The organism is Bacillus sp. bc15 (genome assembly GCF_900142585.1).
GTDB lineage: Bacteria > Bacillota > Bacilli > Bacillales > Bacillaceae_G > Bacillus_A > Bacillus_A cereus.
Genome location: NZ_FRBJ01000006.1, coordinates 128969 through 152565 on the forward strand (window position 1 = coordinate 128969; position 23597 = coordinate 152565).

Consider the following 23597-nt stretch of genomic DNA (forward strand, 5'->3'; position numbering starts at 1 on the left):
TTATGCCCGCGGGTGATGCTTCATGTAAACAGAACGCAATCTTTCTTTAGAGACATGCGTATAAATTTGTGTAGTCGACAAATTCTCATGACCTAATAGCTCCTGTACAGTACGTAAATCCGCCCCTTCATCTAACATGTGTGTAGCAAATGTATGCCTTAACATATGGGGACTTATCCGCATTGTCAGTGACGCCTTTTTAATGAGTTCATTTAAAACATAACGTACTCCACGACTTGTTAGCGGTGTACCTTTCGCATTTAAAAATACCATACGAGAGTCTTCGTCAGTCTTATTAACTAACTGTTTTCTCCCATTCTCTATATAAGTAATTAAAGAATCTTGCGCATAGCTTCCGAACGGAATATACCTTTGTTTTTTTCCTTTTCCCATTACTAAAATTGTTCCCACCGCAAAGTCAATATCGGTAAGTTGTAAATTGACACATTCACTCACACGGATTCCAGTCGCATACATCAACTCTAATAAAGCTTGATTCCTTTGACCTAATGGTGTTCCCGTGTCAGAAACTTCAAATAATTCCTCTAACTCTTCAGCATATAAAAACTTTGGGATTGACAATTCTTTTTTGGGGAGTGACGCAAGTGCAAACGGATTATCTTTTCGATAACCTTCACGCATCAAAAAACGATATAAACTTCGTAAGCTTGATACTTTTCTTGCGACAGATTTACGGGCTAACTTTTCATCGTGCAACGTCGTTAAGTACAAACGAACATCCGCGTATGTAACGTCTAAAAAAGAGGATATGCCTTCTCGCTCCATAAATTGCACAAAATGTTCTAAATCATTTTGATAACTTGCAATTGTATATTTTGAATAATTTCTTTCAATTTGTAAATATCCAACGAATAATTGTAACAATTTCTTCACATTCACACAACTCACCTCAATAAAGGCTACTAAATCGTATCACAACTTAGTAGCCTTTGCAAGAAATTTAACTAAATATTTACAAAATTTTGAATTGTTTCTAAAGCGCGTGTTGCGTATGCTTCATTTCGTTCCGCTTTCTTTTTGATCTTTTTCTCTAACGGTGCAAATAGACCGAAGTTCGCATTCATCGGTTGGAAGTTTTTAGCATTCGTTGCCGTAATGTAATTTGCCATGCTACCCATTGCAGTTACTGACGGTAATACAACTGGCTCTTCACCTTGCACAAGACGTGCAGCATTAATTCCCGCTAATAATCCTGATGCTGCTGATTCAACATATCCCTCTACTCCAGTCATTTGACCAGCGAAGAATAAATCATCACGTTGTTTATATTGATATGTTGGACGAAGCAAATTAGGTGAATTAATAAACGTATTACGATGCATTACACCATAACGTACGATCTCTGCATTTTCCAGTCCCGGAATTAACTGTAGCACTTCTTTTTGTGGTCCCCATTTTAAATGCGTTTGGAAACCTACGATATTGTATAAAGTTCCCGCTGCATCATCTTGACGCAACTGAACAACAGCATATGGCGTTTTTCCTGTTTTTGGATCTTCCAATCCAACAGGTTTCATAGGTCCAAATACTAGCGTCTGTCTCCCTCTACTTGCCATAACTTCTACTGGCATACAACCTTCAAAGAAAATTTCTTTTTCAAACTCTTTTAAAGGCACTGTCTCAGCAGCAATTAAAGCCTCATAAAAACGGTCAAACTCTTCTTCTGTCATTGGGCAATTTAAATATGCAGCTTCACCTTTGTCATAACGCGATTTTAAATATACTTTATTCATGTCAATGCTGTCTTTTTCTACGATTGGTGCTGCCGCATCGTAGAAATAGAAATAATCTTCACCTGTTAGTTCTTTTAATTGTGCAGCAAGATCAGGAGATGTAAGTGGACCTGTTGCAATAATTGTTGGTCCTTCTGGAATTTCAGTAAGCTCTTCGTTCACTACAGTTACATTCGGATGGTTTTTTACGTATTCTGTTACTTTAGCTGCGAACTCATGACGGTCTACAGCTAAAGCACCTCCAGCTGGTACAGAGCACTCGTCTGCCGCACGAATAATTACAGAATCCATTAAACGCATTTCCTCTTTAATAACTCCAACTGCATTTGTTAAAGTGTTTGCACGAAGTGAGTTACTACATACTAATTCAGCAAATTTATCTGTGTGATGAGCTGGTGTTTGCCTTACCGGCCTCATTTCATATAATCTAACTTGGACACCACGTTTTGCAATTTGGTAAGCTGCTTCACTTCCTGCAAGACCTGCGCCAATGACGTTTACTACTTGTGTTGTCATTTATATCACCTTTCCTTTTCTTCCCGAAAAAAATGTGAGCAATTACGCTCACATTTGTTGTTCTTCTTCATAATCGCACGAAATACATTGTACTTGCACGCCTTTTTTTAACTTTTTCTCTACAAGCATGCCTTCACACTTCGGACATTTACGACCAATTGGCTTATCCCAAGATACAAAGTCACACTCTGGATACGTACCGCATCCATAGAAAAGACGTTTCTTTTTGTTACTGCGACGCTCAATAATTTGTCCTTCTTCACATTTCGGACAAGTTACACCGATTTCTTTCACAATCGCTTTTGTATTACGACAATCAGGGAAATTCGAACAAGCCATAAACTTCCCGTATTTACCCATTTTAAAGACCATTGGATGTCCGCATAATTCACAGTCTTCCCCAGCTGGCTCATCTTTAATTTCCACTTCACGCATTTCTTTTTCCGCTTTTTCTAAGCGCGGTTCAAATCCTACGTAGAAATCATCAACAATTTTCACCCAATTGGCATTTCCTTCTTCTACTTCATCAAGGCTTTGCTCCATATTGGCAGTAAATTCAATGTTAATAATTTCTGGGAAAAACTCTAAAATAAGTTCAATTACTATTTCACCAAGTTCAGTCGGAACGAAGCGTTTATTATCCAAACCTACATATCCACGTTTTTGAATCGTTTCAAGTGTAGGTACATAAGTCGACGGTCTTCCAATTCCAAGTTCTTCAAGTGTTCTTACTAGACGGGCCTCTGTATAGCGCGGAGGAGGTTGTGTAAAATGTTGCTTCGGTTCTAAATCCTTTGAAAATACAGTTTCCCCTACTTCTAAAGGCGGCAACATCTTATCCTTTTCTTCCGCACCATCATCTTTCGACTCTACATACACTTTCATAAATCCTGGGAACTTTACAACCGATCCACTTGCACGGAACTGAACATTGTTATTAATGAGTCTCGCTGTCACAGTATCCATTATAGCAGACGCCATTTGACTTGCAACAAATCGCTCCCAAATCAATTTATATAATCGAAGTTGATCACGACTTAAGAAACTTTTCAGTTCCTCTGGCTTTCTCATTACCGAAGTAGGACGAATTGCCTCATGTGCATCTTGTGCATTTGACTTTTTCGATTCTTTCTTCTTTTCTGTTCCTATGTATTCCGTACCATACGCTTCAGTGATGTAAGTACGTGCCTCTGTTTGAGCTGTTTCTGAGATACGTGTTGAATCAGTTCTCATATACGTAATAAGACCTACAGTTCCTTGTTTTCCAAGATCTATCCCTTCATACAATTGCTGTGCAAGCATCATCGTTTTCTTTGCTCGCATATTTAACTTACGTGCTGCTTCTTGTTGCAAGGAAGATGTTGTAAACGGTAATGCAGGATTACGTTTTCGCTCTTTGCGCGTTACATTTTCAACTGAAAACGCATTGTCTTTCATCTGTTCAATTATTTCATTCACTTGCGTTTCATTCGTTAATTGAACTTTTTCACCATCTACACCGTAAAAACTTGCTTCAAATGTGTCTTTTCCTTTTACAAATTCTGTTTTAATTGTCCAGAATTCTTCAGGTTCAAAGCTTTGAATTTCCTTTTCACGTTCGATGATTAAACGAACTGCTACAGATTGTACACGCCCTGCACTTAATCCTTTTTTTACTTTCTTCCATAATAAAGGACTAATATTGTAACCAACAAGACGATCAAGTATGCGTCTTGCTTGTTGTGCATCTACTAAATCCATATTAATTGCGCGAGGATGTTTAAATGATTCTTTGATTGCATCTTTCGTAATCTCATTAAACACAACCCGACAATCTGATTCAACGTCCACATTTAACGTATTCGCTAAATGCCAAGCAATCGCTTCCCCTTCGCGGTCTGGATCGGCCGCGAGATAAACTTTCTTTGCTTTTTTCGCCGCTGATTTTAAATCCTTTAAGACGGGACCTTTACCACGAATGGTAATATACTTCGGGGTGAAGTTGTTCTTTACTTCTATCCCCATTTGACTTTTTGGCAAATCGCGAACATGTCCCATAGACGCGACAACTTTGTATTTTTTCCCTAAATATTTCTCAATGGTCTTCGCCTTAGAAGGCGACTCCACGATTACGAGGTAATCTGACATGCTAGTGCCTCCTTAAGAGGTGGATTCAAGTCTTCATTAATCTTATTGATTTCTCTTGTTTTTGTCAATCAAGAATGAATATACCATACAGTGCCAATCTACCATTTGTCAATAATTGTTTAATAAAAATTTAAAAATATAAGGTTAATTTAAAATCTCCTCCAAGATATCTTCTGCATTTCTTACTAATTTTGCTCCTTGTTGAATAAGATGATTCGTTCCCGATGCCCCCTCTATAAATATAGGTCCAGGAAGCGCAAACACCTCTCTATTTTGCTCTAACGCAAGGTCTGCAGTAATAAGTGTTCCACTTCTCGATTTGGCTTCTACAACTAAAACACCTTTACTTATACCACTAACAATCCGGTTCCTTTTTGGAAAATACCATTTTTTCGGTGCATAGTGCGGAGGATACTCTGTCAATAACAATATATATTCCTTCCACATTTCATATAAATGTCTATTTTCTTTCGGATACATAAACGACAATCCGTGCCCTAATATCGCAATAGTCGGGCAATGATGCCTTACTGTAATCTCATGAGACATTGTATCTATCCCTTTTGCAAACCCACTGACAATAAGCCACTCTCTTTCTAATAAAGGGTGTAAAATAAACTTCAAACTCTCATGACCATATAATGATGGTTCTCTCGTTCCAACAACTGCTAATTTATTTACTTTATTGAGAAAATCTTTCTCTCCTTTTCCATATAAAACGAAGGGAGGATCTTGTATTTCACGTAATAATTGCGGATAATTTTCATCCCATATCGTTATATAAAAAATACGATTTTTCTCTAAATAAGATATATATTGCGGAAGATTTGAACTTTGAAGAAATTTCACTAGTTCTGAAGATTTTTTCGAGGATATTCCAGTGTAGTATTCCATTTGTTTTTCGTTAAAAGTATATATGTTCTTTAATTCTGGATCGACATATAGTAGCCTCTCCATCGCTTTCCAATAATCTGCTAGCAAGTAATGAAGATGTAATAATCGCTCTCTTTTCATCTCAATTCTCCTTACCCATAATTTTTATTATGTAAACAGAAAAAGTGTAAAAAGACACCCTCAAGTAAGAGGGTGTTTTTCAACAGATTAATAGTTTTTGCAAGTCTCAAATAAACCTTTTTCTTTTAAAACAGAGATTAGCGTTTCTCCCATAACTGCTGGAGTTTCAGCTACTTTAATGCCACAAGCTTCCATTGTTTTAATCTTTTCAGCAGCAGTTCCTTTACCGCCAGAAATGATTGCACCAGCATGGCCCATACGTTTGCCAGCAGGCGCTGTTTGACCACCAATGAAGCCTACAACAGGTTTTGTCATATTAGCTTTTACCCATTCAGCTGCCTCTTCTTCTGCTGTACCGCCGATTTCACCAATCATAATTACAGCATGTGTTTCTTCATCTTCATTAAATGCTTTTAACGCATCAATAAAGTCTGTACCGTTAACAGGGTCCCCGCCGATACCTACAGCAGTAGATTGTCCAATACCTTCTTGTGTTAACTGATGTACAGCTTCATACGTTAAAGTACCAGAGCGCGATACGATACCTACATGACCTTTTTTATGAATGTATCCTGGCATAATACCGATTTTACATTCATCAGGCGTGATAACACCTGGGCAGTTTGGTCCAAGTAAACGTGTATGTTTACCAGCCATATATCTCTTTACGTTTACCATATCTAATACAGGAATTCCTTCAGTAATACATACTACTAAATCAATTTCTGCATCAACTGCTTCCATAATTGCATCAGCCGCAAAAGCGGGTGGAACGTATACAACTGAAGCGTTTGCGCCTGTTGCTTTCACTGCATCTTCTACAGTATCAAATACTGGTACACCTTCAATATCAGTGCCACCTTTACCTGGCGTTACACCACCGACAATTTTCGTACCGTATTCAATCATTTGTTTTGTATGGAATAAACCTTGAGAACCTGTAATACCTTGAACAATAACTTTTGTATCTTTATTAACTAATACGCTCATTTTTCTCCCCCGCTTTCTATTAGCCCACTAGTGAAACAATTTTTTGTGCACCGTCTGCCATAGATTCTGCTGCAACAATATTTAAGCCAGACTCATTTAAAATTTTCTTACCTAGTTCTACGTTTGTACCTTCAAGACGTACAACTAAAGGTAACTCAAGACCTACCTGTTTCGTTGCTTCAATAACACCTTCTGCAATAACATCACACTTCATAATGCCACCAAAAATGTTAACGAAGATACCTTTTACATTTTTGTCAGAAAGGATAATTTTGAATGCTTCTGTAACTTTTTCAGCAGTTGCACCGCCACCAACATCTAAGAAGTTAGCTGGGTCACCGTGGTAATGTTTAATGATATCCATTGTAGCCATCGCTAAACCTGCACCATTAACCATACAACCGATATTTCCATCTAAAGGAATGTAGTTTAAGTCGTATTTTGAAGCTTCAATTTCTTTTGCATCTTCTTCGTCAAGATCACGAAGCTCTAAAATGTCTTTATGGCGATATAACGCATTGGAATCAAAGTTTAATTTTGCATCTAGTGCCATAACTTTACCTTCACCTGTTGTAACAAGTGGGTTAATCTCAGCGATAGAGCAATCTTTTTCAATAAACGCACGGTATAAGCCCATCATAAACTTCACAGCTTGTCCTACAAGCTCTTTTGGAATATTGATGTTAAATGCAATTCGGCGCGCTTGGAAACCTTGTAAGCCTACTGCCGGATCAATATATTCTTTAAAGATTTTTTCAGGTGTTTTTTCTGCTACTTCTTCAATTTCTGTTCCGCCTTCTTCAGAAGCCATTAAAACAACTTGAGAAGTTGCACGATCTAAAACTAGACCTACATAATATTCTTTTTTAATATCGCAACCTTCTTCGATAAGTAAGCGTTTTACTTCCTTACCTTCAGGACCTGTTTGATGTGTCACAAGTGTAGTTCCTAAAATGCTTTCTGCATATGTACGAACTTCATCTAAATTTTTTGCAACTTTTACTCCGCCAGCTTTGCCGCGTCCACCAGCGTGAATTTGTGCTTTCACTACACATACATCTGTTCCTAATTCTTTCGCTGCTTCTACAGCTTCTTCTACTGTAAATGCAACCTTCCCGTTCGGAACGCTAACCCCATAGCTTCTAAGGACTGCCTTACCTTGATACTCATGGATATTCATGGTCCCATCCTCCCCTGTTTTCCTGTTTTACTCGAAAAGTTTTTTAATGTTTAAAAAACATTACATTGCCATTGTATAAGATGATTGGCACGCTGTCTACAATAAAGTGTCAGAAAACTGAAATCGCTTTATTCTTTTTCGGAAATAGTAATGTTTATATGCCAAAATAAAAAATAAGCTGTATATTTACAGCTTATTTTTGAATCATATCTTTAATTGGCGCGAATGACTTTCGGTGTTCCTCTAATACTCCATGCACTTCAATTGCCTCTAAATGTTGCTTTGTGCCATATCCCATATGTTGCTCAAATCCGTATTCAGGATACTTCTCTCCCAGTTCTTTCATCATACGATCTCTCGTTACTTTTGCGATAATGGATGCAGCTGAAATCGAAACACTTTTCGCATCACCTTTAATAATTGAAGTTTGCGGAATTGGTGTGGGAAGCTTCATCGCATCAATTAATAAATGTTGGGGTGTATAAGATAAATTTGCAACAGCATCTAACATCGCTTGTTTCGTTGCTTGGTAAATATTAATTTCATCAATAACTTGCGGTGATACAATTCCAACTCCAATTGCAATCGCTTGTACTTTTATTTCATCATAAAAACGCTCACGTTTCGCTTCACTCAGCTTTTTTGAGTCATTTAACCCTGGAATATAAAAATCCTCAGGAAGAACGACAGCTGCCGTCACAACAGGCCCAGCCAATGGCCCGCGCCCTACTTCATCAATACCCGCGATATACGTGACCCCTTTTTCACGCAAAGCATTTTCATACTTGGACATTTCAAAAAACTTCTCTTTTTCTTTCTGTTCTAACTCTTTTTGTTTATACCACTTCAAAACGAGCTTTTGAACGCCTTTTCGCTCATCTTTCATTAACAGTTGAAAGCGATCATCTTCTTCATTCATAATTTCTTCCAATACATTTTCCGCTTCTTTTATCGTCATTGTTTGCATTTATACAAGCTCCTTTTTAAACGTATCCAAAAAGAAAAGACGCACAAACGCACGTCTTATACTTCTTCTATTTTTTCCACATCTTCTACTTGCTCTGCAAACTCTTCCGGTGTTTCAAACGTCATTTTTCCAAGTTTGCCACCACGAAGCTCACGAAGTACAAGCTCAGATGTCTTATCATAATCAATCATTCCGCCGCCCATTAAGCAGCCTCTATTTTTTCCAATTGCATCGAATAATTCCACAATATCTTCTGGAATCTCATTTAAATTGTAGCGTTCTTTCAAGCGTTCTGGATAATGTTTCTCCATAAAACGTAATGCGTAAACAGCTACATCTTGTAAATTTAAAATTGAATCTTTAATTGCACCCGTCGTCGCTAAGCGAAGACCCACTAATTGATCTTCAAATTTAGGCCACAGAATACCTGGCGTATCTAACAATTCCATTTCCTTCCCAACTTTAATCCATTGTTGAGCTGTTGTCACACCTGGACGATCTCCTGTTTTAGCAATATTTTTCTTTGCCAATTTATTAATTAATGTAGATTTACCAACATTTGGTATGCCTACAATTAATGCGCGAATCGCTCTCGGTCTAATACCTTTTGCAACCATTTTATCAAATTTTTCTTTAACAAGCACTTTACAAGCTGCTGCAATTTCTTTCATACCTTGTCCAGCTTGCGCATTAATCGAAATTGCCATATGGCCTTTTTCTTTAAAATATGCGATCCATTGTTTTGTTAAACGATCATCTGCCATATCCGCTTTATTTAAAACAACAAGCCTCGGCTTATGTGTAATGATTTCATCAATCATTGGGTTTCGAGATGATAATGGTAATCGAGCATCTACAAGCTCAATTACAACATCAATTAATTTTAATTTCTCCGTTACTTGGCGTCTAGCCTTCGCCATATGCCCTGGAAACCATTGAATTACCATGTTGCCACCTTCTTTTTCATTTATTTCACAATACGTGCGTCTTCTAACGGCCAATATAACATATTGGCTTTACCAATTACTTGATCCTTTGAAATCGTACCGATTGAACGGCTATCTTTACTAAAACGACGATTATCACCTAAAACAAATAATTGATCTTTTGGAACAGTTTTCTTGCCTGTCATTTCTTCAAGATTAAAATCATATGTAAGCGGTCCGTCAGCAATTTGCTTTTTCTGCTTGTCTAAATACGGCTCCTCATAAGCCTTTCCGTTAACATACAGTTTATCATTACGATACTCTATTTCATCGCCTGGCAGGCCTATAATGCGCTTAATGTAATCTTTATCTTCTGTTGCTCGAAATACGATAATATCAAAGCGTTTTGGATCTCCAATGTGATAACCAATTTTATTCACAATCATTCGATCACGATCATGTAAAGTAGGTGCCATCGATACCCCGTCTACGAGAATTGGAGCAAAGAAAAACTGTCTAATAACACCAGCTAATACAACAGCAATCAAAATTGCTTTAATCCATTCCCAAAGTGAACTCTTCTCTTTTTTCATGCATTTCCCCTCCACGGTTATGTAAGCTGTTCGTATTATACCAAAATTTCATATAGATTGGAAAAAGGGAGCTTGTGCATTTACAAGCTCCCATACATGTCTTATCGAATTTCTTTAATACGTGCTTTTTTACCGCGAAGGTTACGTAAGTAATATAACTTAGCACGACGTACTTTACCACGGCGAAGTACTTCGATTTTCGCGATTCTTGGCGTGTGAACTGGGAATGTACGCTCAACACCTACACCGTAAGAAATCTTACGAACTGTGAATGTTTCACTAATTCCGCCACCACGACGTTTAATTACAACACCTTCGAAAAGCTGAATTCTTTCACGAGTTCCCTCAACAACTTTTACGTGTACACGTAAAGTGTCACCAGGACGGAATGAAGGAAGGTCAGTTTTTAATTGGCCTTTTGTAATTTCTGCGATTAATTGTTGCATATTAAATTCTCTCCTTTAAACAGATGCTCTTATAAAGTCTTAATAAATTACAGCGGAACATCGTTAATACGGCTACTGATTTCAGTAGCACAAATGTTATAATAGCATATTACTAGGCCTGTTGCAATAGCAAATATATGAAGTTATTACTGCTCTCGCTTTATTTCCTCAAGCCATTTTTTCTCTTGTTTAGATAGATCTCTATCATCTAACAAATCAGGTCTACGCGTATACGTACGGCGCAAAGATTCCTTATGTCGCCATTCGTCAATATTTTTATGATTCCCTGACATTAATACATCCGGTACCTTCATACCACGAAAATCAGCCGGACGTGTATAATGAGGATGCTCTAATAAACCTGTACTAAACGAATCCTCCACTTGTGAAGCATGATTTCCTAGCACGCCTGGCAAGAGACGTACAACACTATCAGTAATAACCATAGAAGCTAATTCTCCGCCCGTTAATACATAGTCACCAATAGAAATCTCATCCGTTACGAGATGCTCACGAATTCGTTCGTCATACCCTTCATAATGCCCACATACAAAGATCAAATGTTCTTCCTCTGCAAGCTCTTCCGCTTTCTTCTGCGTAAATCTTTCGCCCTGCGGACACATTAAGACAACTCTCGGCTTACGCTCTGTCTCTTTCGTCAAATCTTCTACAGCATCAAAAATAGGCTGAGGAGTAAGCACCATACCAGCTCCTCCGCCGTAAGGATAATCGTCTACGCTATTATGCTTACTTGTTGTATAATCACGAAAGTTAACAACACGAAGGTTTACCGCTTCTTTTTCTTGCGCCTTCTTTAATATAGAAGATCCAAATACACCGGTAAACATGTCTGGGAACAACGTTAAAATATCAATTTTCATTATAGCAACCCTTCCATTACATGAATGGTTACTAATTTATTTTCAATATTAACTTGAAGTACAACGTCATCAATATAAGGAATTAAAAGATCTTGACCCTTCGGACGTTTAATCACCCAAACATCATTTGCACCAGGAGAGAGAATTTCTTTGATTGTCCCTAGCGCTTCTCCTTCTTCCGTTACAACGCTGCAACCAATAATTTCGTGATAGTAGTATTCACCTTCAGCAAGTTCGCCTAACTGCTCTTCTGGTACTTTTATTAAAGAACCTTTAAACTTCTCTACTTCATCTACATTGTTATATCCTTCAAATGTTAATAAATCGAATGTCTTATGTTGGCGATGAGAAGTTACCTTCACCGGAAGGTAGTCTGTGTCTTTCTCATTCGATATGTATAGTGTGTTTCCTACTTTATATCGCTCTTCTGGAAAATCAGTACGAGAAATAACACGGATTTCTCCTCTTACGCCATGAGTATTTACAATTTTCCCTACGTTAAACCACTTTGTCATAAATAGTATGTCACCCCTGGTTTCTATATAAATTAAGCATCTCCATTTCATAGATGGAACATGCAATCTCTATTTAAATGTTAAAAAAGGGAGAGGAATAACTCCTCGCCCTTTTTACGTTTATTGAATTTCCAGTGTTACTTTTTCATCATTATGATGTCCCACTGAATACAAGAGCATCCGAATCGCTTTCGCAACTCTCCCTTGCTTTCCAATGACTTTTCCAACATCCTCAGGATGTACAGTTAATCGATACTTTATCTCTCCGTTGTAAAGTTCCTGTGTAACTTTTACATCTTCAGGATGATCGACAAGAGGCTTGACAATCGTCTCGACTAACTTCTTCATAGTCATTGCCTCAATTACTTACCTTGTTTAGATAAGTGGAATTTCTCCATGATACCTTGGTTAGAGAATAAGTTACGAACTGTATCAGATGGTTTAGCACCATTTCCTAACCATTTTAATGCTGCTTCTTCGTTGATCTTAACTTCAGCTGGTTGAGCAACTGGATTGTAAGTTCCGATTTCCTCAATGAAACGTCCGTCACGAGGAGAACGAGAATCTGCAACAACTACACGATAGAAAGGAGTTTTTTTAGCTCCCATACGTTTTAAACGAATTTTAACTGCCATTTATAAAGCACCTCCGAATTTATTTCACACAGATAATTATATTAGCAAAAAGACTATTGCTTTGTAAAGTATTTTTTCTTAACAGAGCCATCTTTTTTTCCTTACATGAATGGAAACTTCAATCCACCTAGTCCTTTTTTCTTGCCTTTTTGCATTCCAGTCATCGTCTTCATCATTTTTTTCATGTCATCGAATTGTTTGATTAGACGATTGATTTCTTGTACAGTTGTACCGCTACCTTTGGCAATGCGCTTTTTGCGACTAGCATTGATTATTTCCGGTTGTTCTCGTTCTAATTTAGTCATAGAACGAATAATTGCCTCAATATGCCCAATTTGTTTTTCATCAACTTGCGCATTTTTCAGCCCTTTAATTTTATTTGCACCAGGAAGCATTCCTAACAATTCATCAAGCGGCCCAAGTTGACGCACTTGTCCAAGTTGTTCTAGGAAATCGTCAAGCGTAAACGAAAGCGTACGCATTTTTTGCTCAAGTTCTTTTGCTTTCTCTTCATCAACTGTAGCTTGCGCTTTTTCAATCAATGTTAAGACGTCGCCCATCCCTAAAATACGGGATGCCATACGCTCTGGATGGAACGCTTCAATTGCATCTAGTTTTTCACCCATACCAGCAAATTTAATTGGTGTGTTTGTTACAGCCTTAATAGATAATGCAGCACCACCGCGCGTATCACCATCTAATTTCGTTAATACAACACCTGTTAAACCTAACTGTTCATGGAAACTTTGTGCAACATTTACCGCGTCTTGTCCCGTCATCGCATCGACAACAAGGAAAATTTCATCCGGTTTCGCAACTTCTTTAACTTTCGCTAATTCATCCATTAGTTCTTCATCAATATGCAGGCGACCCGCTGTATCAATTAAAACATAATCATGATGATCTTCTTTTGCTTTTGCAATCGCTTGTTTCGCAATTTCAACAGGACTTACTTGATCTCCTAAAGAAAATACAGGCATGTCCAATTGCTTCCCTAATGTTTCAAGCTGTTTAATTGCTGCTGGACGGTAAATATCAGCTGCAACAAGCATCGGTTTACGATTATGCTTTTTACGAAGCAAATTCGCAAGCTTACCTGTCGTCGTTGTTTTACCCGCACCTTGCAGACCAACCATCATAATAACAGTCGGTGGCTTATTAGCAACAGCAATTTTGCTTTGCTCTCCGCCCATAAGTTCTGTAAGTTCTTCCTGTACAACTTTAATTACTTGTTGTCCAGGTGTCAAACTTTTCATTACATCTTGTCCGACAGCACGTTCAGACACACGCTTCACAAAATCTTTTACTACTTTAAAGTTAACATCTGCTTCTAAAAGAGCTAGACGAACTTCTCTCATCATTTCTTTCACATCGGCTTCAGAAACTTTTCCTTTGCCGCGGATTTTTTGCATTGTCTGTTGAAGTCGGTCGGCTAATCCTTCAAATGCCATATTGCCGCCCTCCTAATCTAATTTTTCGATAGCTTCAACAACTTGTTTCATTTCTTCATTCACATGCTCTTCTTCGCTGATTAGCTGTTTTAGCTTTGCAACAAGTCGCTGTCGCTCTTGAAACTTTTGAAGTAATACTAATTTTTCTTCATATTCTTCAAGCATCGCTTCAGTCCGTTTAATGTTATCATACACGGCTTGGCGACTTACATCAAATTCTTCCGCAATTTCACCAAGAGATAAATCATCTAGATAATAAAGCGACATATAACTTCTTTGTTTTTGCGTTAACAACGATTGATAAAAATCAAATAAATAGTTCATTCTCGTTGTTTTTTCGAGCATGTTGGATCATCCTTTGTTAAGTGATTTCCCTTTACATGAATTAGTTTACATGGAGTCCAAAAGAGTGTCAAGTTTTTTTCTTAACATCATATATTTTTATAGAAAAAGAAGCGGAAATACCGCTTCTTTCGCTTATACTTCTTCTGTTTCTACTAAGTTCGCAAATAAACCATACACATATTGTTCTGGATCAAACTGCTGCAAATCATCCATTTGCTCTCCTAATCCAACAAACTTCACCGGTACATCCATTTCGTTACGAATCGCTAATACAATACCACCTTTAGCAGTTCCATCTAACTTCGTTAAAACAATACCAGTTACATTCGTTGCCTCCCGGAATGTTTTCGCTTGGCTTAAACCGTTTTGTCCTGTTGTTGCATCAATAACAAGCAATACTTCATGAGGAGCACCTGGTACTTCACGCTCAATTACACGCTTCACCTTCTCTAACTCTTTCATTAAGTTTACTTTATTTTGCAAGCGTCCTGCTGTGTCACATAGTAATACATCTACCTTACGTGCTTTCGCAGCTTGTACAGCGTCATACATAACCGCCGCTGGATCAGATCCAGATCCTTGTTTAATCACTTCTACACCAACGCGATCGCCCCATACTTCTAATTGTTCAATCGCCCCAGCACGGAATGTGTCTCCTGCTGCTAATAGGACTGACTTACCTTCTGATTTAAACTTATGCGCCAGTTTACCAATTGTTGTCGTTTTTCCTACACCGTTAACACCAACAAATAAAACAACCGTTAATTGGTCCTCTTGCATATTAATTTCGTTACTGAAATCGCTGTCACCTTTGTAAATTCCCACTAGTTTTTCTGAAATAACAGCTTGTACTTCTTTTGGATCTTGAATGTTACGACGTTGTACTTCTTCTTTCAATTGATCAATTAATTCCATTACCGTCGCAACGCCAACGTCTGCACCAATTAAGATTTCTTCTAACTCTTCGAAGAAATCTTCGTCCACTTTACGGTAACGATAGACTAAATCATTCACTTTATCCGCAAATGAATTTCTAGTTTTTTCTAATCCGTGTTTAAATTTCTCTGTAACTGTATCCGTTTGTTTTGAAATTTTTTCTTTTAGTTTTTTAAAAAAACTCATACTTTCCCATCCTTCCTATTCACTTGCAATAAGTTCTTCTCCGGCATCTAAACGAACCGATACAAGTTTAGATACCCCTGATTCTTGCATTGTTACACCGTACAACACATCAGACTCTTCCATTGTACCTTTTCTATGTGTAATTACAATAAACTGCGTCTCATCACTAAATTTCTTTAAATACTGTGCAAAACGAGCTACATTCGCTTCATCAAGGGCAGCCTCTACCTCATCTAGTACACAGAACGGTACTGGGCGCACTTTTAAAATACCAAATAAAAGCGCAATTGCCGTTAAAGCACGCTCGCCACCTGAAAGTAAACCTAAGTTCTGCAATTTCTTCCCTGGCGGTTGTGCTACAATATCAATACCCGTATTTAGTAAATCCTCTGGATTAGTCATTACTAAATCCGCTCTACCGCCTCCAAATAATTCAGAGAATACCGATTGAAACTCCATTCTAATGCCTTCAAACGTAGTAGAAAAGCGTTTTTTCATTTCTTCATCCATTTCGGTAATAAGCTGGTGCAATGTCGTTTTCGCTTCTTCTAGATCGTCTCTCTGCTCTAGTAAGAATGTATGCCGCTCCGCTACACGTTCATATTCATCAATTGCCCCTAGGTTCACTGTACCTAACTCTTCTATGGATAATTTGATTAATTTTACTTTCTTACGCGCATCTTCTGCAGGCATTGTCATTGTATATTTTAGTTTCGCCGCTTCAAATGAAATCGTATATGTTTCACGTAAATGTTGTAATCTATTTTCCAACTCTACATCAAGTCGGTTTATTCTCACTTCTTGATCTTTCAACATTTCAAGAATATATTTATGTTTACCTGTCGTTTCTTTCAAATTGCGTTCTAAATGTTCTACTCTCTCTTGCAACGATACACGTTGTTCACGACGAGAGCGAATTAATTCTGAAGTTTGATTACGATCATACGCTTTCTTCTCAATCATATTCGTAATTTGCTCTTCACCACTTGAATTAGATGTCATTTCTTGTTTTAAGAATGCTAAATCCTCTTTCGTTTTTACAAGTGTCGCATCCGTTTCTTCTTTTTCCTTCGTCAATCGTTCAACTTTTTCTTTTTGATTAGATAAGCGTTGTTGCTTTTCAGCTGCCAGCACTTTTAATTCAGTCATTTCTTTTTGAACTTTTTCTTTCGAAGAATGTTGCTCACTTTTTTGTTTTGTTAAAGCTACAATTTTACTATCTAACTCAGTGATATCAGCTTGAAGATTCGCTAAAATCCCTTCTAACTCCTCTTTACGCCCTTGCATTTTTACTCGATCTTGTAAAAACCCTTCAATCTCTAAATCATAAATAGACAAGCGGTCATTAATACGATGTTCGTCTAATTCTAAACGATTAATCTCTTCTCTTAATTTCTGCTCTTCTACACGATCCACTTCTACAGTTTGCCTTAGTTCGCGTATTTTCACTTCTTTTTCTTGAATCTCTTGTTTTACTGCTTTAACAAAGTTTTCTAACTTCGTTGTTTTTTCTTCCATATCAGTTAACTTGCGAGTCCACTCTTCCAGTTCACGTTGGCGTCCTAATAAAGAAGATTTCGCTTGTTTTACCGCCCCACCAGTCATAGAACCGCCAGGATTCACTACGTCACCTTCAATTGTTACAATGCGATAACGGTATTGCAGTTGTTTCGCCAACTCATTTGCTCCGCGTAAATCTTTCGCAACAATAACAGTACCTAATAAATTTGAAACTACATTTTCATATTTATTGTTGTACTGCACAAGTTCTGCCGCCACACCTACAAACGATGGGTGTTGATTTGCAATGCGTAATTGCTCAAATGATAACGATCTGCTTTTAATAACAGCTTGCGGTAAAAACGTTGCACGTCCGTGTTTATTTTGCTTTAAAAATGCAATCGCATTACGAGCATGCTCCTCTGTTTGTACAACAATATGCTGCATCGCTGCACCTAGAGCGATTTCCATTGCAACTTCGTATTCTTTCGGAACCGTTAACAGTTCCGCAACAGCACCCTCGATACCTTGCAACCTATTTTCTCTAGCTTTCAATACTTCACGTACACCTTGATAGAAGCCAGAATAATCTTCTTGCATCTCTTCAAGCATTTCTTTTCGAGAACGTGCCTGTTGCACAAATTGGTATGCTTGGTATAGTTTTGTTTCATTTTCACTATACTGCGTCTTACATTTCCCAAGTGCCGCCTCTGTCTTCTGTATGTTTGAGAGAATGCCCGCTACTTTTTCTTTCGCTTGTTCGTAACTTTCTACAAGTTTCGTCTTTTTCGCTGTAATTTCCATACGCATTTCTACATATTTCGCATTCTCTTCATCTAGACGCTCGTTTTTAGACGTTTGCTGTTTAGATTGTTCTTCAATCATAGATAATTCATTGCGATGACTAGCTTGTTGATTTAAAAGTTCAATATAGTCACCTTTTAAATTCTCAATCTGTTCCTCTAAATTGTCAGCAAAAGTAGCAAGCAATTGCTCATTATCATGCAATTTTTGCTCCAACTCTTTTACTTCATTCACAAATTGCATTAAAGCTTCTGTACTTGACTCAATCTCACCATCGTAAATTTTAGCTTTCTCTGTTAATTCAACAATTAACTGCTCAAGTTGCGCACAATGCGTCGTAGCATTTTGCTTTCTCTCTTTTAACAACTCGCGCTGCCCTTCTAGTTTTTCTAGCTCTTTACTAGAAAGAAGAAGTACCTCTTGCAACGAGTCTACAGACTCATCTACCGCTTGTAATTGTCCTCGTAATTCCTCAAGTTCTTCTTCACTTTTTTGTAAATTCGTTGACATTTTAGCCTCTTCATTTTTATTATGCCCAAACTGATTTCGAAGTGCTTCCCATTTCTCATGCAATTCTTCAATTTCATGGACAATAAGCGCAGCTTCTACTTTCTCTAATTCTTCTTTATTCTCAAGATAATCTTTCGCAATAGAAGCTTGTCTTTCTAAAGGTTCTACTTGACTACTTAATTCATGAATTATATCTTGTACACGATTTAAGTTTTCTTGTGTTTCTTCTAATTTTCCTTCAGCTTTCTTTTTGCGAAGTTTGTATTTTAGTACGCCTGCCGCTTCTTCAAATACACCTCGACGCTCTTCTGACTTACTACTTAAAATCTCTTCCACTTTCCCCTGGCTAATAATTGAAAAAGCTTCTCTTCCCATACCAGAGTCCATAAATAAATCAATAATATCTTTCAATCTACATGATTGTTTATTAATATAAAAATCACTTTCACCTGAACGAGATACACGACGTGTTACACACACCTCATTGTATTCAATTGGTAAACGTTGATCTTCATTATTTAAAGTTATTGTTACTTCAGCAACATTAACCGCTCTCCTCGTATCACTGCCTGCAAAAATAATATCCTCCATCTTTGCACCACGTAATGATTTTGCAGATTGTTCACCAAGTACCCAGCGAATTGCATCAGTAATATTACTTTTCCCGCTTCCATTAGGTCCTACTACAGAAGTTACACCCGGGACAAAATCAACAGATACACGCTCAGCAAAAGACTTAAACCCTGCTATTTCTAATCTTTTTAAAAACACGAAAGGCCTTCCTCCTATTCTCCGTCGTTATAAATGTTCTCTATACAAAAACAAGCTATTATACGGATTTACCTTCTTTTTATTTACAAACAAAAAGAAAGTTTCATTCTATGCACAAGGAATCCCCCTCATTCAAAGGGGGATTCCTTATAGTTGTTCTTTTAATTTTTTCAATGCTTCTGCAGCAGCTTGTTGCTCTGCTTCTTTTTTCGACTTACCACTACCAAGACCTAAAGCTACGTTATTTAACGTAACACGTGACACAAATTCTCGATTGTGAGCTGGTCCTTTTTCTTGCAAAATTTGATACTCAACATTGCCACTACCATCACGCTGAATCAATTCTTGTAACTGACTCTTATAATCCATCACATGAGAAAAAGCACCCTCATTAATTTTCGGATATACAATTTCTTTTAAGAATTCCCAAACTGTTTCTAACCCTTGATCAAGATAAAGGGCACCAATAAACGCTTCAAAGACATCCGCTAATAAAGCTGGTCGTTCACGTCCACCTGTCATTTCTTCACCTTTTCCTAATAAAACAAGGCTACCAAATGACAATTCGTTCGCAAAACGAACAAGAGATGGCTCACATACAATAGCTGCACGTAGTTTTGTTAACTCTCCTTCGCTCATTGTCGGATATTTTTGAAACAGATACTGCGATACAGTAAGTTCCAATACTGCATCTCCAAGAAATTCAAGACGCTCATTATCTTCATGCGGTTTTTTTCGATGCTCATTCACATACGATGAATGCGTAAATGCTTGAATCAATAATTTTTCATCTGTAAACGTAATACCTATCTTTTCTTGAAACACTTTAAATGCTTCACGATATTTTGTTTCGTATTTTTTTTCTCTATATTTTCGGTACGGCATAGGTCCCTCCAGATATAAGCCAGAAAGCCCCGCTAAAAAACGGGACTTCACTTAAGCATTATAGATGACTCTCTATGTAAGTCACAGCATCGCCAACAGTAGCAATCTTTTCAGCATCTTCATCAGAAATTTCCATTTCGAATTCATCTTCTAATTGCATTACAAGTTCTACTACATCTAGGGAGTCTGCTCCTAAATCTTCCTTGAAGCTTGCAGCTGGTACTACCTCAGTCTCTTCTACTCCTAAACGATCAACGATGATTTTTGTTACGCGTTCTAAAACATCTGCCATTCCATTCACCTCCCCTCAAATATTATATTAAATATTGAACAAAAAAACTAGGTGAAATCGATTCTTTTATTACATTACCATACCGCCATCAACATTTAACGTTTGACCTGTAACATATTTGCTTTGATCAGAAGCAAAAAACGTTACAGCATTCGCGATATCTTGCGCTTCACCAAATTGAGCAGCTGGAATAACTTTTAACATTTCGGCTTTAATATTCTCATCTAGTACATCAGTCATATCAGTCGCAATAAAGCCTGGCGCAATTGCATTCACAGTAATATTTCGACTTGCTAACTCTTTTGCAGATGTTTTTGTTAATCCAATAACACCCGCTTTAGCAGCAACATAATTAGCTTGCCCTGGGTTTCCTATAACACCCACAACAGAAGCGATATTTATAATTCTACCGTGACGTTGACGCATCATATAACGAGATACTGCTTTTGTACATAAGAATACACCTTTTAAGTTTGTATTAATAACTGTATCCCATTCTTCTTCTTTCATACGCATTAATAAATTATCTTTTGTTACACCAGCATTATTTACAAGAATATCAACTTGTCCAAATGTGTCTACTGTTTGTTTCACCATATTTGTAACATCATCAGCATTTGCAACATCTGCTTTTACCGCAATTGCATCAGAACCTAATTTCTTAATTTCATCTACTACTTCATTTGCTTTTTGTTCATTACCTGCATAATTTACTACTACATTTGCCCCTTGTTTCGCTAAATCGATCGCAATCGCGCGACCAATTCCACGTGAAGCGCCAGTTACTAATGCTACCTTCCCTTTTAACATCAGTTTTCTCCTCTCAAATTTGAAATGGTATCTTTTAATGTCTCTTCATCATATATCGCATATGCTTTCACTGATGAATCAATTGACTTCATAAGTCCAGCAAGTACTTTTCCAGGCCCAATTTCAATAAATGTATCTACTCCCTGCTTCACCATACATTCAATAGACGGGTACCATAATACAGGCGAATAAAGCTGTTCGATTAACTTTTCTTGAATGTCGGCACCACGTGTAATAACATCCGCCGTAACATTTGCAATAACAGGAATATTCGTATCATGAATTGTAATTTCATTCAAAACACTTTGGAACTTCTCAGCTGCCGGCTTCATAAGTGAAGAATGGAATGGCCCACTTACTTTTAGTGGAATTGCTCTCTTTGCACCATTTTCTTTCGCTCTTTGAGAAGCAAGCTCTACGCCTTGCTTCGTTCCAGAAATTACAATTTGCTTCGTACTATTCATATTAGCGATTTGCACTGCATATCCTTCACTTGTTACTTCTTCTGTAACTTGTTTCAGCATATGTGGGTCAGCACCTAATATAGCTGCCATTGCACCTTCCCCGCCCGGAACAGCTTCTTCCATATATTCCCCGCGTTTCCTTACAGCATATACCGCATCTTCAAAAGTTAATGCACCAGCTGCTACAAGAGCGCTATATTCACCTAAACTATGACCAGCGACAAAGTCAGGTGTAATGTCATACTCTTTCAAAGCTGTCAAAATAGCAAAACTCGTTGTTAATAATGCAGGCTGAGCATTTGTTGTTAATGTAAGCTTTTCCTGCGGTCCTTCAAAAATCACTTCTGAAAGTGAATCTTGTAACACCTCATCTGCTTTTGCAAACACTTTTGCAACCTCTTTATTATTCTCTGCTAATTGTTTACCCATTCCAACTGCCTGTGAACCTTGGCCCGGAAAAAGAAATGCTATTTTTCCCATTTCAAATCCTCCTCTTATTGGAGTGACTCTTTCTCCATTACGCTTGAAATTGTAGGAATTACTTCTTTCGCTACCATTTCTCTCGTTTGACGAATCGCACTAAATATCGACTGGTCATTAGAAGAACCGTGAGCCTTAATGACAGGTGCTTTCAATCCAAATAATGCAGCTCCCCCATACTCCGAATAATCCATTTTATCTTTTAATACCATAAGTTTTGGCTTTAATACCGCCGCTGCTAATTTGCTCGTAAACGAACTCATTAGTTGTTCTTTCAACATAGAGAATAGCGCAAGTGCTGTTCCTTCTAATGATTTCAACGCTACATTCCCTGTAAAACCATCACATACAACAACATCTGCTACACCTTGCAATAAATCTCTCGATTCAACGTTCCCAACGAAATTAATTGGCGCATCCTTAAGCATTGCAAATACTTGCTTTGAAAGCTCGTTTCCTTTTCCATCCTCTGTTCCAACGTTTAATAGTCCAACACGAGGATTTTCAATTCCTCTTACCTTCTCAGCATAAACAGATCCCATTACTGCATATTGATATAAATGAATTGGTTTTGCATCAACATTTGCTCCAACATCTAACATAACAAAACCTTTTCCATCTACAGTTGGCATTGTAGGCGATAAAGCTGGTCGCTCAATTCCTTCCATACGACCGACAACAAATAATCCAGCTGCCATTAAAGCTCCTGTACTACCTGCGGATATACAAGCGTCTGCTTCTCCATCCTTTACTTGCTGTGCCGCAAGTACCATTGAAGCTTGTTTTTTTCGACGAACCGCTCTTACTGGTTCCTCCGTCGATTCTATTTTTTCGTCTGTATGAAGAATAGTAATTCGTTCATCACTCGTTAAATATTGACGAATTTCCTCTTCTTTCCCTACTAACGTAATATGTAAATCAGAATATTCCTTAATAGCTTTCATTGCCCCTAATACTACAGCCTTTGGAGCGTGATCTCCGCCCATTGCATCTATTGCGATTTTCATAAGTTGTTACCTTCCTCACTATAATTACTAGATCGATACATTTCAAAAGTGCCTGTAAAAACAAGTTCTTCTCCAACGAAGCTACGCACTTTGACAACCGTCCGTCCCTTATCATTCTCTACGTCTTCAACACGCGCTTTTGCAACAACACGCTCTCCTAATTTTACAGGGCGAATGTATCGAATGGTAGACTTTGCAGTTAAAGCTAATTCTTCATCAATAACCGCAACAGCTAGTGAGTTTGCTTGCGCAAACAGATGATGCCCACGGGCAATTTGATTTCTTTTAAATACATGTTCTACCTTTACTTCAAAGATAGAGATTGCATGTCTATCTAATTCAATATCAATAATTTCTCCGACAACCTCTTCTAACGGTAAAGATTTCACATCTTCTTCATGTTGCTTTGTAGCTACATGTTTAATTCTCTCTCTTAATTCAGGAATAGACAATTCCATACGATCCAATCGTACTGTTTGTATACTCACTTGAAATTTTTCCGCTAAATCTTCATCCGTAATAAAAGGATTTGATTCAATTGTTTGTTGTAATAATTCTTGTCTTTCTTTTTTACTTCTTCTTTTCTTCATACCGCACCATCCATTTTTATGA

The 23597-nt window shown here is 37.6% G+C and carries 24 protein-coding genes; all 24 read right to left on the reverse strand.

Annotated elements, in window-relative coordinates; translation table 11 throughout:
* The 24 genes from xerC to fapR all read right to left on the reverse strand — a co-directional run bounded on the left by xerC (position 1) and on the right by fapR (position 23575).
* Positions 1 to 900 carry a tyrosine recombinase XerC gene (gene xerC / locus BUA87_RS19770; protein ID WP_001101245.1) on the reverse strand — a complete coding sequence of 300 codons (900 nt, stop codon included), beginning with the start codon at positions 898 to 900 and terminating at the stop codon, positions 1 to 3.
* A gap of 65 nt (positions 901 to 965) precedes the next feature.
* Positions 966 to 2270 carry an FADH(2)-oxidizing methylenetetrahydrofolate--tRNA-(uracil(54)-C(5))-methyltransferase TrmFO gene (gene trmFO, locus BUA87_RS19775; protein WP_000213006.1) on the reverse strand — a complete coding sequence of 435 codons (1305 nt, stop codon included), beginning with the start codon at positions 2268 to 2270 and terminating at the stop codon, positions 966 to 968.
* Between the two features lie 48 nt (positions 2271 to 2318).
* Positions 2319 to 4397 carry a type I DNA topoisomerase gene (gene topA, locus BUA87_RS19780; protein WP_001286955.1) on the reverse strand — a complete coding sequence of 693 codons (2079 nt, stop codon included), beginning with the start codon at positions 4395 to 4397 and terminating at the stop codon, positions 2319 to 2321.
* A gap of 144 nt (positions 4398 to 4541) precedes the next feature.
* Positions 4542 to 5411 carry a DNA-processing protein DprA gene (dprA, locus tag BUA87_RS19785; protein WP_000818046.1) on the reverse strand — a complete coding sequence of 290 codons (870 nt, stop codon included), beginning with the start codon at positions 5409 to 5411 and terminating at the stop codon, positions 4542 to 4544.
* 87 nt (positions 5412 to 5498) lie between these two features.
* A complete protein-coding gene (gene sucD / locus BUA87_RS19790; protein ID WP_000115178.1) occupies positions 5499 to 6401 on the reverse strand; it encodes a succinate--CoA ligase subunit alpha in 903 nt (300 codons plus the stop codon).
* A gap of 19 nt (positions 6402 to 6420) precedes the next feature.
* The gene (sucC, locus tag BUA87_RS19795; protein WP_001020790.1) at positions 6421 to 7581 is read right to left on the reverse strand and encodes an ADP-forming succinate--CoA ligase subunit beta; all 1161 of its coding nucleotides are present in this window, start codon (positions 7579 to 7581) and stop codon (positions 6421 to 6423) included.
* Positions 7582 to 7774: 193 nt separating this feature from the next.
* Positions 7775 to 8548 carry a ribonuclease HII gene (locus BUA87_RS19800; protein WP_001194259.1) on the reverse strand — a complete coding sequence of 258 codons (774 nt, stop codon included), beginning with the start codon at positions 8546 to 8548 and terminating at the stop codon, positions 7775 to 7777.
* Positions 8549 to 8604: 56 nt separating this feature from the next.
* Positions 8605 to 9495: a ribosome biogenesis GTPase YlqF gene (ylqF, locus tag BUA87_RS19805; protein WP_000236702.1), complete on the reverse strand. Its 891-nt coding sequence runs from the start codon at positions 9493 to 9495 to the stop codon at positions 8605 to 8607.
* 20 nt (positions 9496 to 9515) lie between these two features.
* Positions 9516 to 10067 (reverse strand): signal peptidase I, encoded by a 552-nt coding sequence (gene lepB / locus BUA87_RS19810; protein ID WP_000711852.1) that lies wholly within the window; start codon positions 10065 to 10067, stop codon positions 9516 to 9518.
* Between the two features lie 101 nt (positions 10068 to 10168).
* On the reverse strand, positions 10169 to 10513 hold the full coding sequence (gene rplS, locus BUA87_RS19815) for a 50S ribosomal protein L19 (RefSeq protein WP_001186516.1): 345 nt from the start codon (positions 10511 to 10513) through the stop codon (positions 10169 to 10171).
* Between the two features lie 146 nt (positions 10514 to 10659).
* Positions 10660 to 11394 carry a tRNA (guanosine(37)-N1)-methyltransferase TrmD gene (gene trmD, locus BUA87_RS19820; protein ID WP_000686899.1) on the reverse strand — a complete coding sequence of 245 codons (735 nt, stop codon included), beginning with the start codon at positions 11392 to 11394 and terminating at the stop codon, positions 10660 to 10662.
* Entirely contained in the window at positions 11394 to 11909 is a 516-nt protein-coding gene (rimM, locus tag BUA87_RS19825; RefSeq protein WP_000170272.1) for a ribosome maturation factor RimM, read from the reverse strand. Before rimM ends, trmD begins: the two co-directional genes overlap by 1 nt.
* A 120-nt stretch (positions 11910 to 12029) precedes the next feature.
* Positions 12030 to 12257, reverse strand: a complete 228-nt coding sequence (locus BUA87_RS19830; RefSeq protein ID WP_000737399.1) for a KH domain-containing protein — start codon at positions 12255 to 12257, stop codon at positions 12030 to 12032.
* Positions 12258 to 12271: 14 nt separating this feature from the next.
* On the reverse strand, positions 12272 to 12544 hold the full coding sequence (gene rpsP, locus BUA87_RS19835) for a 30S ribosomal protein S16 (protein ID WP_000268750.1): 273 nt from the start codon (positions 12542 to 12544) through the stop codon (positions 12272 to 12274).
* Positions 12545 to 12645: 101 nt separating this feature from the next.
* Positions 12646 to 13995 (reverse strand): signal recognition particle protein, encoded by a 1350-nt coding sequence (gene ffh / locus BUA87_RS19840; RefSeq protein WP_000863460.1) that lies wholly within the window; start codon positions 13993 to 13995, stop codon positions 12646 to 12648.
* A gap of 12 nt (positions 13996 to 14007) precedes the next feature.
* Positions 14008 to 14340 carry a putative DNA-binding protein gene (locus BUA87_RS19845; protein ID WP_000891062.1) on the reverse strand — a complete coding sequence of 111 codons (333 nt, stop codon included), beginning with the start codon at positions 14338 to 14340 and terminating at the stop codon, positions 14008 to 14010.
* 132 nt (positions 14341 to 14472) lie between these two features.
* On the reverse strand, positions 14473 to 15462 hold the full coding sequence (gene ftsY, locus BUA87_RS19850; protein WP_000007642.1) for a signal recognition particle-docking protein FtsY: 990 nt from the start codon (positions 15460 to 15462) through the stop codon (positions 14473 to 14475).
* 15 nt (positions 15463 to 15477) lie between these two features.
* Positions 15478 to 19047, reverse strand: coding sequence for a chromosome segregation protein SMC (gene smc, locus BUA87_RS19855; protein ID WP_072940525.1), 3570 nt, complete (start codon positions 19045 to 19047; stop codon positions 15478 to 15480).
* 147 nt (positions 19048 to 19194) lie between these two features.
* Positions 19195 to 19932, reverse strand: a complete 738-nt coding sequence (gene rncS / locus BUA87_RS19860; protein WP_001146875.1) for a ribonuclease III — start codon at positions 19930 to 19932, stop codon at positions 19195 to 19197.
* Between the two features lie 58 nt (positions 19933 to 19990).
* On the reverse strand, positions 19991 to 20224 hold the full coding sequence (gene acpP / locus BUA87_RS19865) for an acyl carrier protein (RefSeq protein WP_000786062.1): 234 nt from the start codon (positions 20222 to 20224) through the stop codon (positions 19991 to 19993).
* A gap of 69 nt (positions 20225 to 20293) precedes the next feature.
* Positions 20294 to 21034, reverse strand: coding sequence for a 3-oxoacyl-[acyl-carrier-protein] reductase (gene fabG / locus BUA87_RS19870; RefSeq protein ID WP_000911769.1), 741 nt, complete (start codon positions 21032 to 21034; stop codon positions 20294 to 20296).
* Positions 21034 to 21978 (reverse strand): ACP S-malonyltransferase, encoded by a 945-nt coding sequence (fabD, locus tag BUA87_RS19875; RefSeq protein WP_000515902.1) that lies wholly within the window; start codon positions 21976 to 21978, stop codon positions 21034 to 21036. Before fabD ends, fabG begins: the two co-directional genes overlap by 1 nt.
* Before the next feature lie 14 nt (positions 21979 to 21992).
* Complete coding sequence (plsX, locus tag BUA87_RS19880) at positions 21993 to 22985, reverse strand: phosphate acyltransferase PlsX (protein WP_000684100.1); 993 nt, start codon at positions 22983 to 22985, stop codon at positions 21993 to 21995.
* Positions 22982 to 23575 (reverse strand): transcription factor FapR, encoded by a 594-nt coding sequence (gene fapR, locus BUA87_RS19885; RefSeq protein WP_000747349.1) that lies wholly within the window; start codon positions 23573 to 23575, stop codon positions 22982 to 22984. Before fapR ends, plsX begins: the two co-directional genes overlap by 4 nt.
* Positions 23576 to 23597 lie beyond the last annotated feature (22 nt).

Excerpts from the sequence above, each read along its gene's own strand:
- acpP (WP_000786062.1), bottom strand. The coding sequence starts at position 20,224 with ATGGCAGATGTTTTAGAACGCGTAACAAAAATCATCGTTGATCGTTTA.
- fapR (WP_000747349.1), bottom strand. The coding sequence starts at position 23,575 with ATGAAGAAAAGAAGAAGTAAAAAAGAAAGACAAGAATTATTACAACAA.
- fabG (WP_000911769.1), bottom strand. The coding sequence starts at position 21,034 with ATGTTAAAAGGGAAGGTAGCATTAGTAACTGGCGCTTCACGTGGAATT.
- lepB (WP_000711852.1), bottom strand. The coding sequence starts at position 10,067 with ATGAAAAAAGAGAAGAGTTCACTTTGGGAATGGATTAAAGCAATTTTG.
- topA (WP_001286955.1), bottom strand. The coding sequence starts at position 4,397 with ATGTCAGATTACCTCGTAATCGTGGAGTCGCCTTCTAAGGCGAAGACC.
- sucC (WP_001020790.1), bottom strand. The coding sequence starts at position 7,581 with ATGAATATCCATGAGTATCAAGGTAAGGCAGTCCTTAGAAGCTATGGG.
- trmD (WP_000686899.1), bottom strand. The coding sequence starts at position 11,394 with ATGAAAATTGATATTTTAACGTTGTTCCCAGACATGTTTACCGGTGTA.
- ffh (WP_000863460.1), bottom strand. The coding sequence starts at position 13,995 with ATGGCATTTGAAGGATTAGCCGACCGACTTCAACAGACAATGCAAAAA.
- rncS (WP_001146875.1), bottom strand. The coding sequence starts at position 19,932 with ATGCCGTACCGAAAATATAGAGAAAAAAAATACGAAACAAAATATCGT.
- sucD (WP_000115178.1), bottom strand. The coding sequence starts at position 6,401 with ATGAGCGTATTAGTTAATAAAGATACAAAAGTTATTGTTCAAGGTATT.
- rimM (WP_000170272.1), bottom strand. The coding sequence starts at position 11,909 with ATGACAAAGTGGTTTAACGTAGGGAAAATTGTAAATACTCATGGCGTA.
- rpsP (WP_000268750.1), bottom strand. The coding sequence starts at position 12,544 with ATGGCAGTTAAAATTCGTTTAAAACGTATGGGAGCTAAAAAAACTCCT.
- dprA (WP_000818046.1), bottom strand. The coding sequence starts at position 5,411 with ATGAAAAGAGAGCGATTATTACATCTTCATTACTTGCTAGCAGATTAT.
- fabD (WP_000515902.1), bottom strand. The coding sequence starts at position 21,978 with ATGGGAAAAATAGCATTTCTTTTTCCGGGCCAAGGTTCACAGGCAGTT.
- trmFO (WP_000213006.1), bottom strand. The coding sequence starts at position 2,270 with ATGACAACACAAGTAGTAAACGTCATTGGCGCAGGTCTTGCAGGAAGT.
- rplS (WP_001186516.1), bottom strand. The coding sequence starts at position 10,513 with ATGCAACAATTAATCGCAGAAATTACAAAAGGCCAATTAAAAACTGAC.
- BUA87_RS19830 (WP_000737399.1), bottom strand. The coding sequence starts at position 12,257 with ATGAAGAAGTTAGTCGAGACGATTGTCAAGCCTCTTGTCGATCATCCT.
- ylqF (WP_000236702.1), bottom strand. The coding sequence starts at position 9,495 with ATGGTAATTCAATGGTTTCCAGGGCATATGGCGAAGGCTAGACGCCAA.
- plsX (WP_000684100.1), bottom strand. The coding sequence starts at position 22,985 with ATGAAAATCGCAATAGATGCAATGGGCGGAGATCACGCTCCAAAGGCT.
- BUA87_RS19845 (WP_000891062.1), bottom strand. The coding sequence starts at position 14,340 with ATGCTCGAAAAAACAACGAGAATGAACTATTTATTTGATTTTTATCAA.
- BUA87_RS19800 (WP_001194259.1), bottom strand. The coding sequence starts at position 8,548 with ATGCAAACAATGACGATAAAAGAAGCGGAAAATGTATTGGAAGAAATT.
- ftsY (WP_000007642.1), bottom strand. The coding sequence starts at position 15,462 with ATGAGTTTTTTTAAAAAACTAAAAGAAAAAATTTCAAAACAAACGGAT.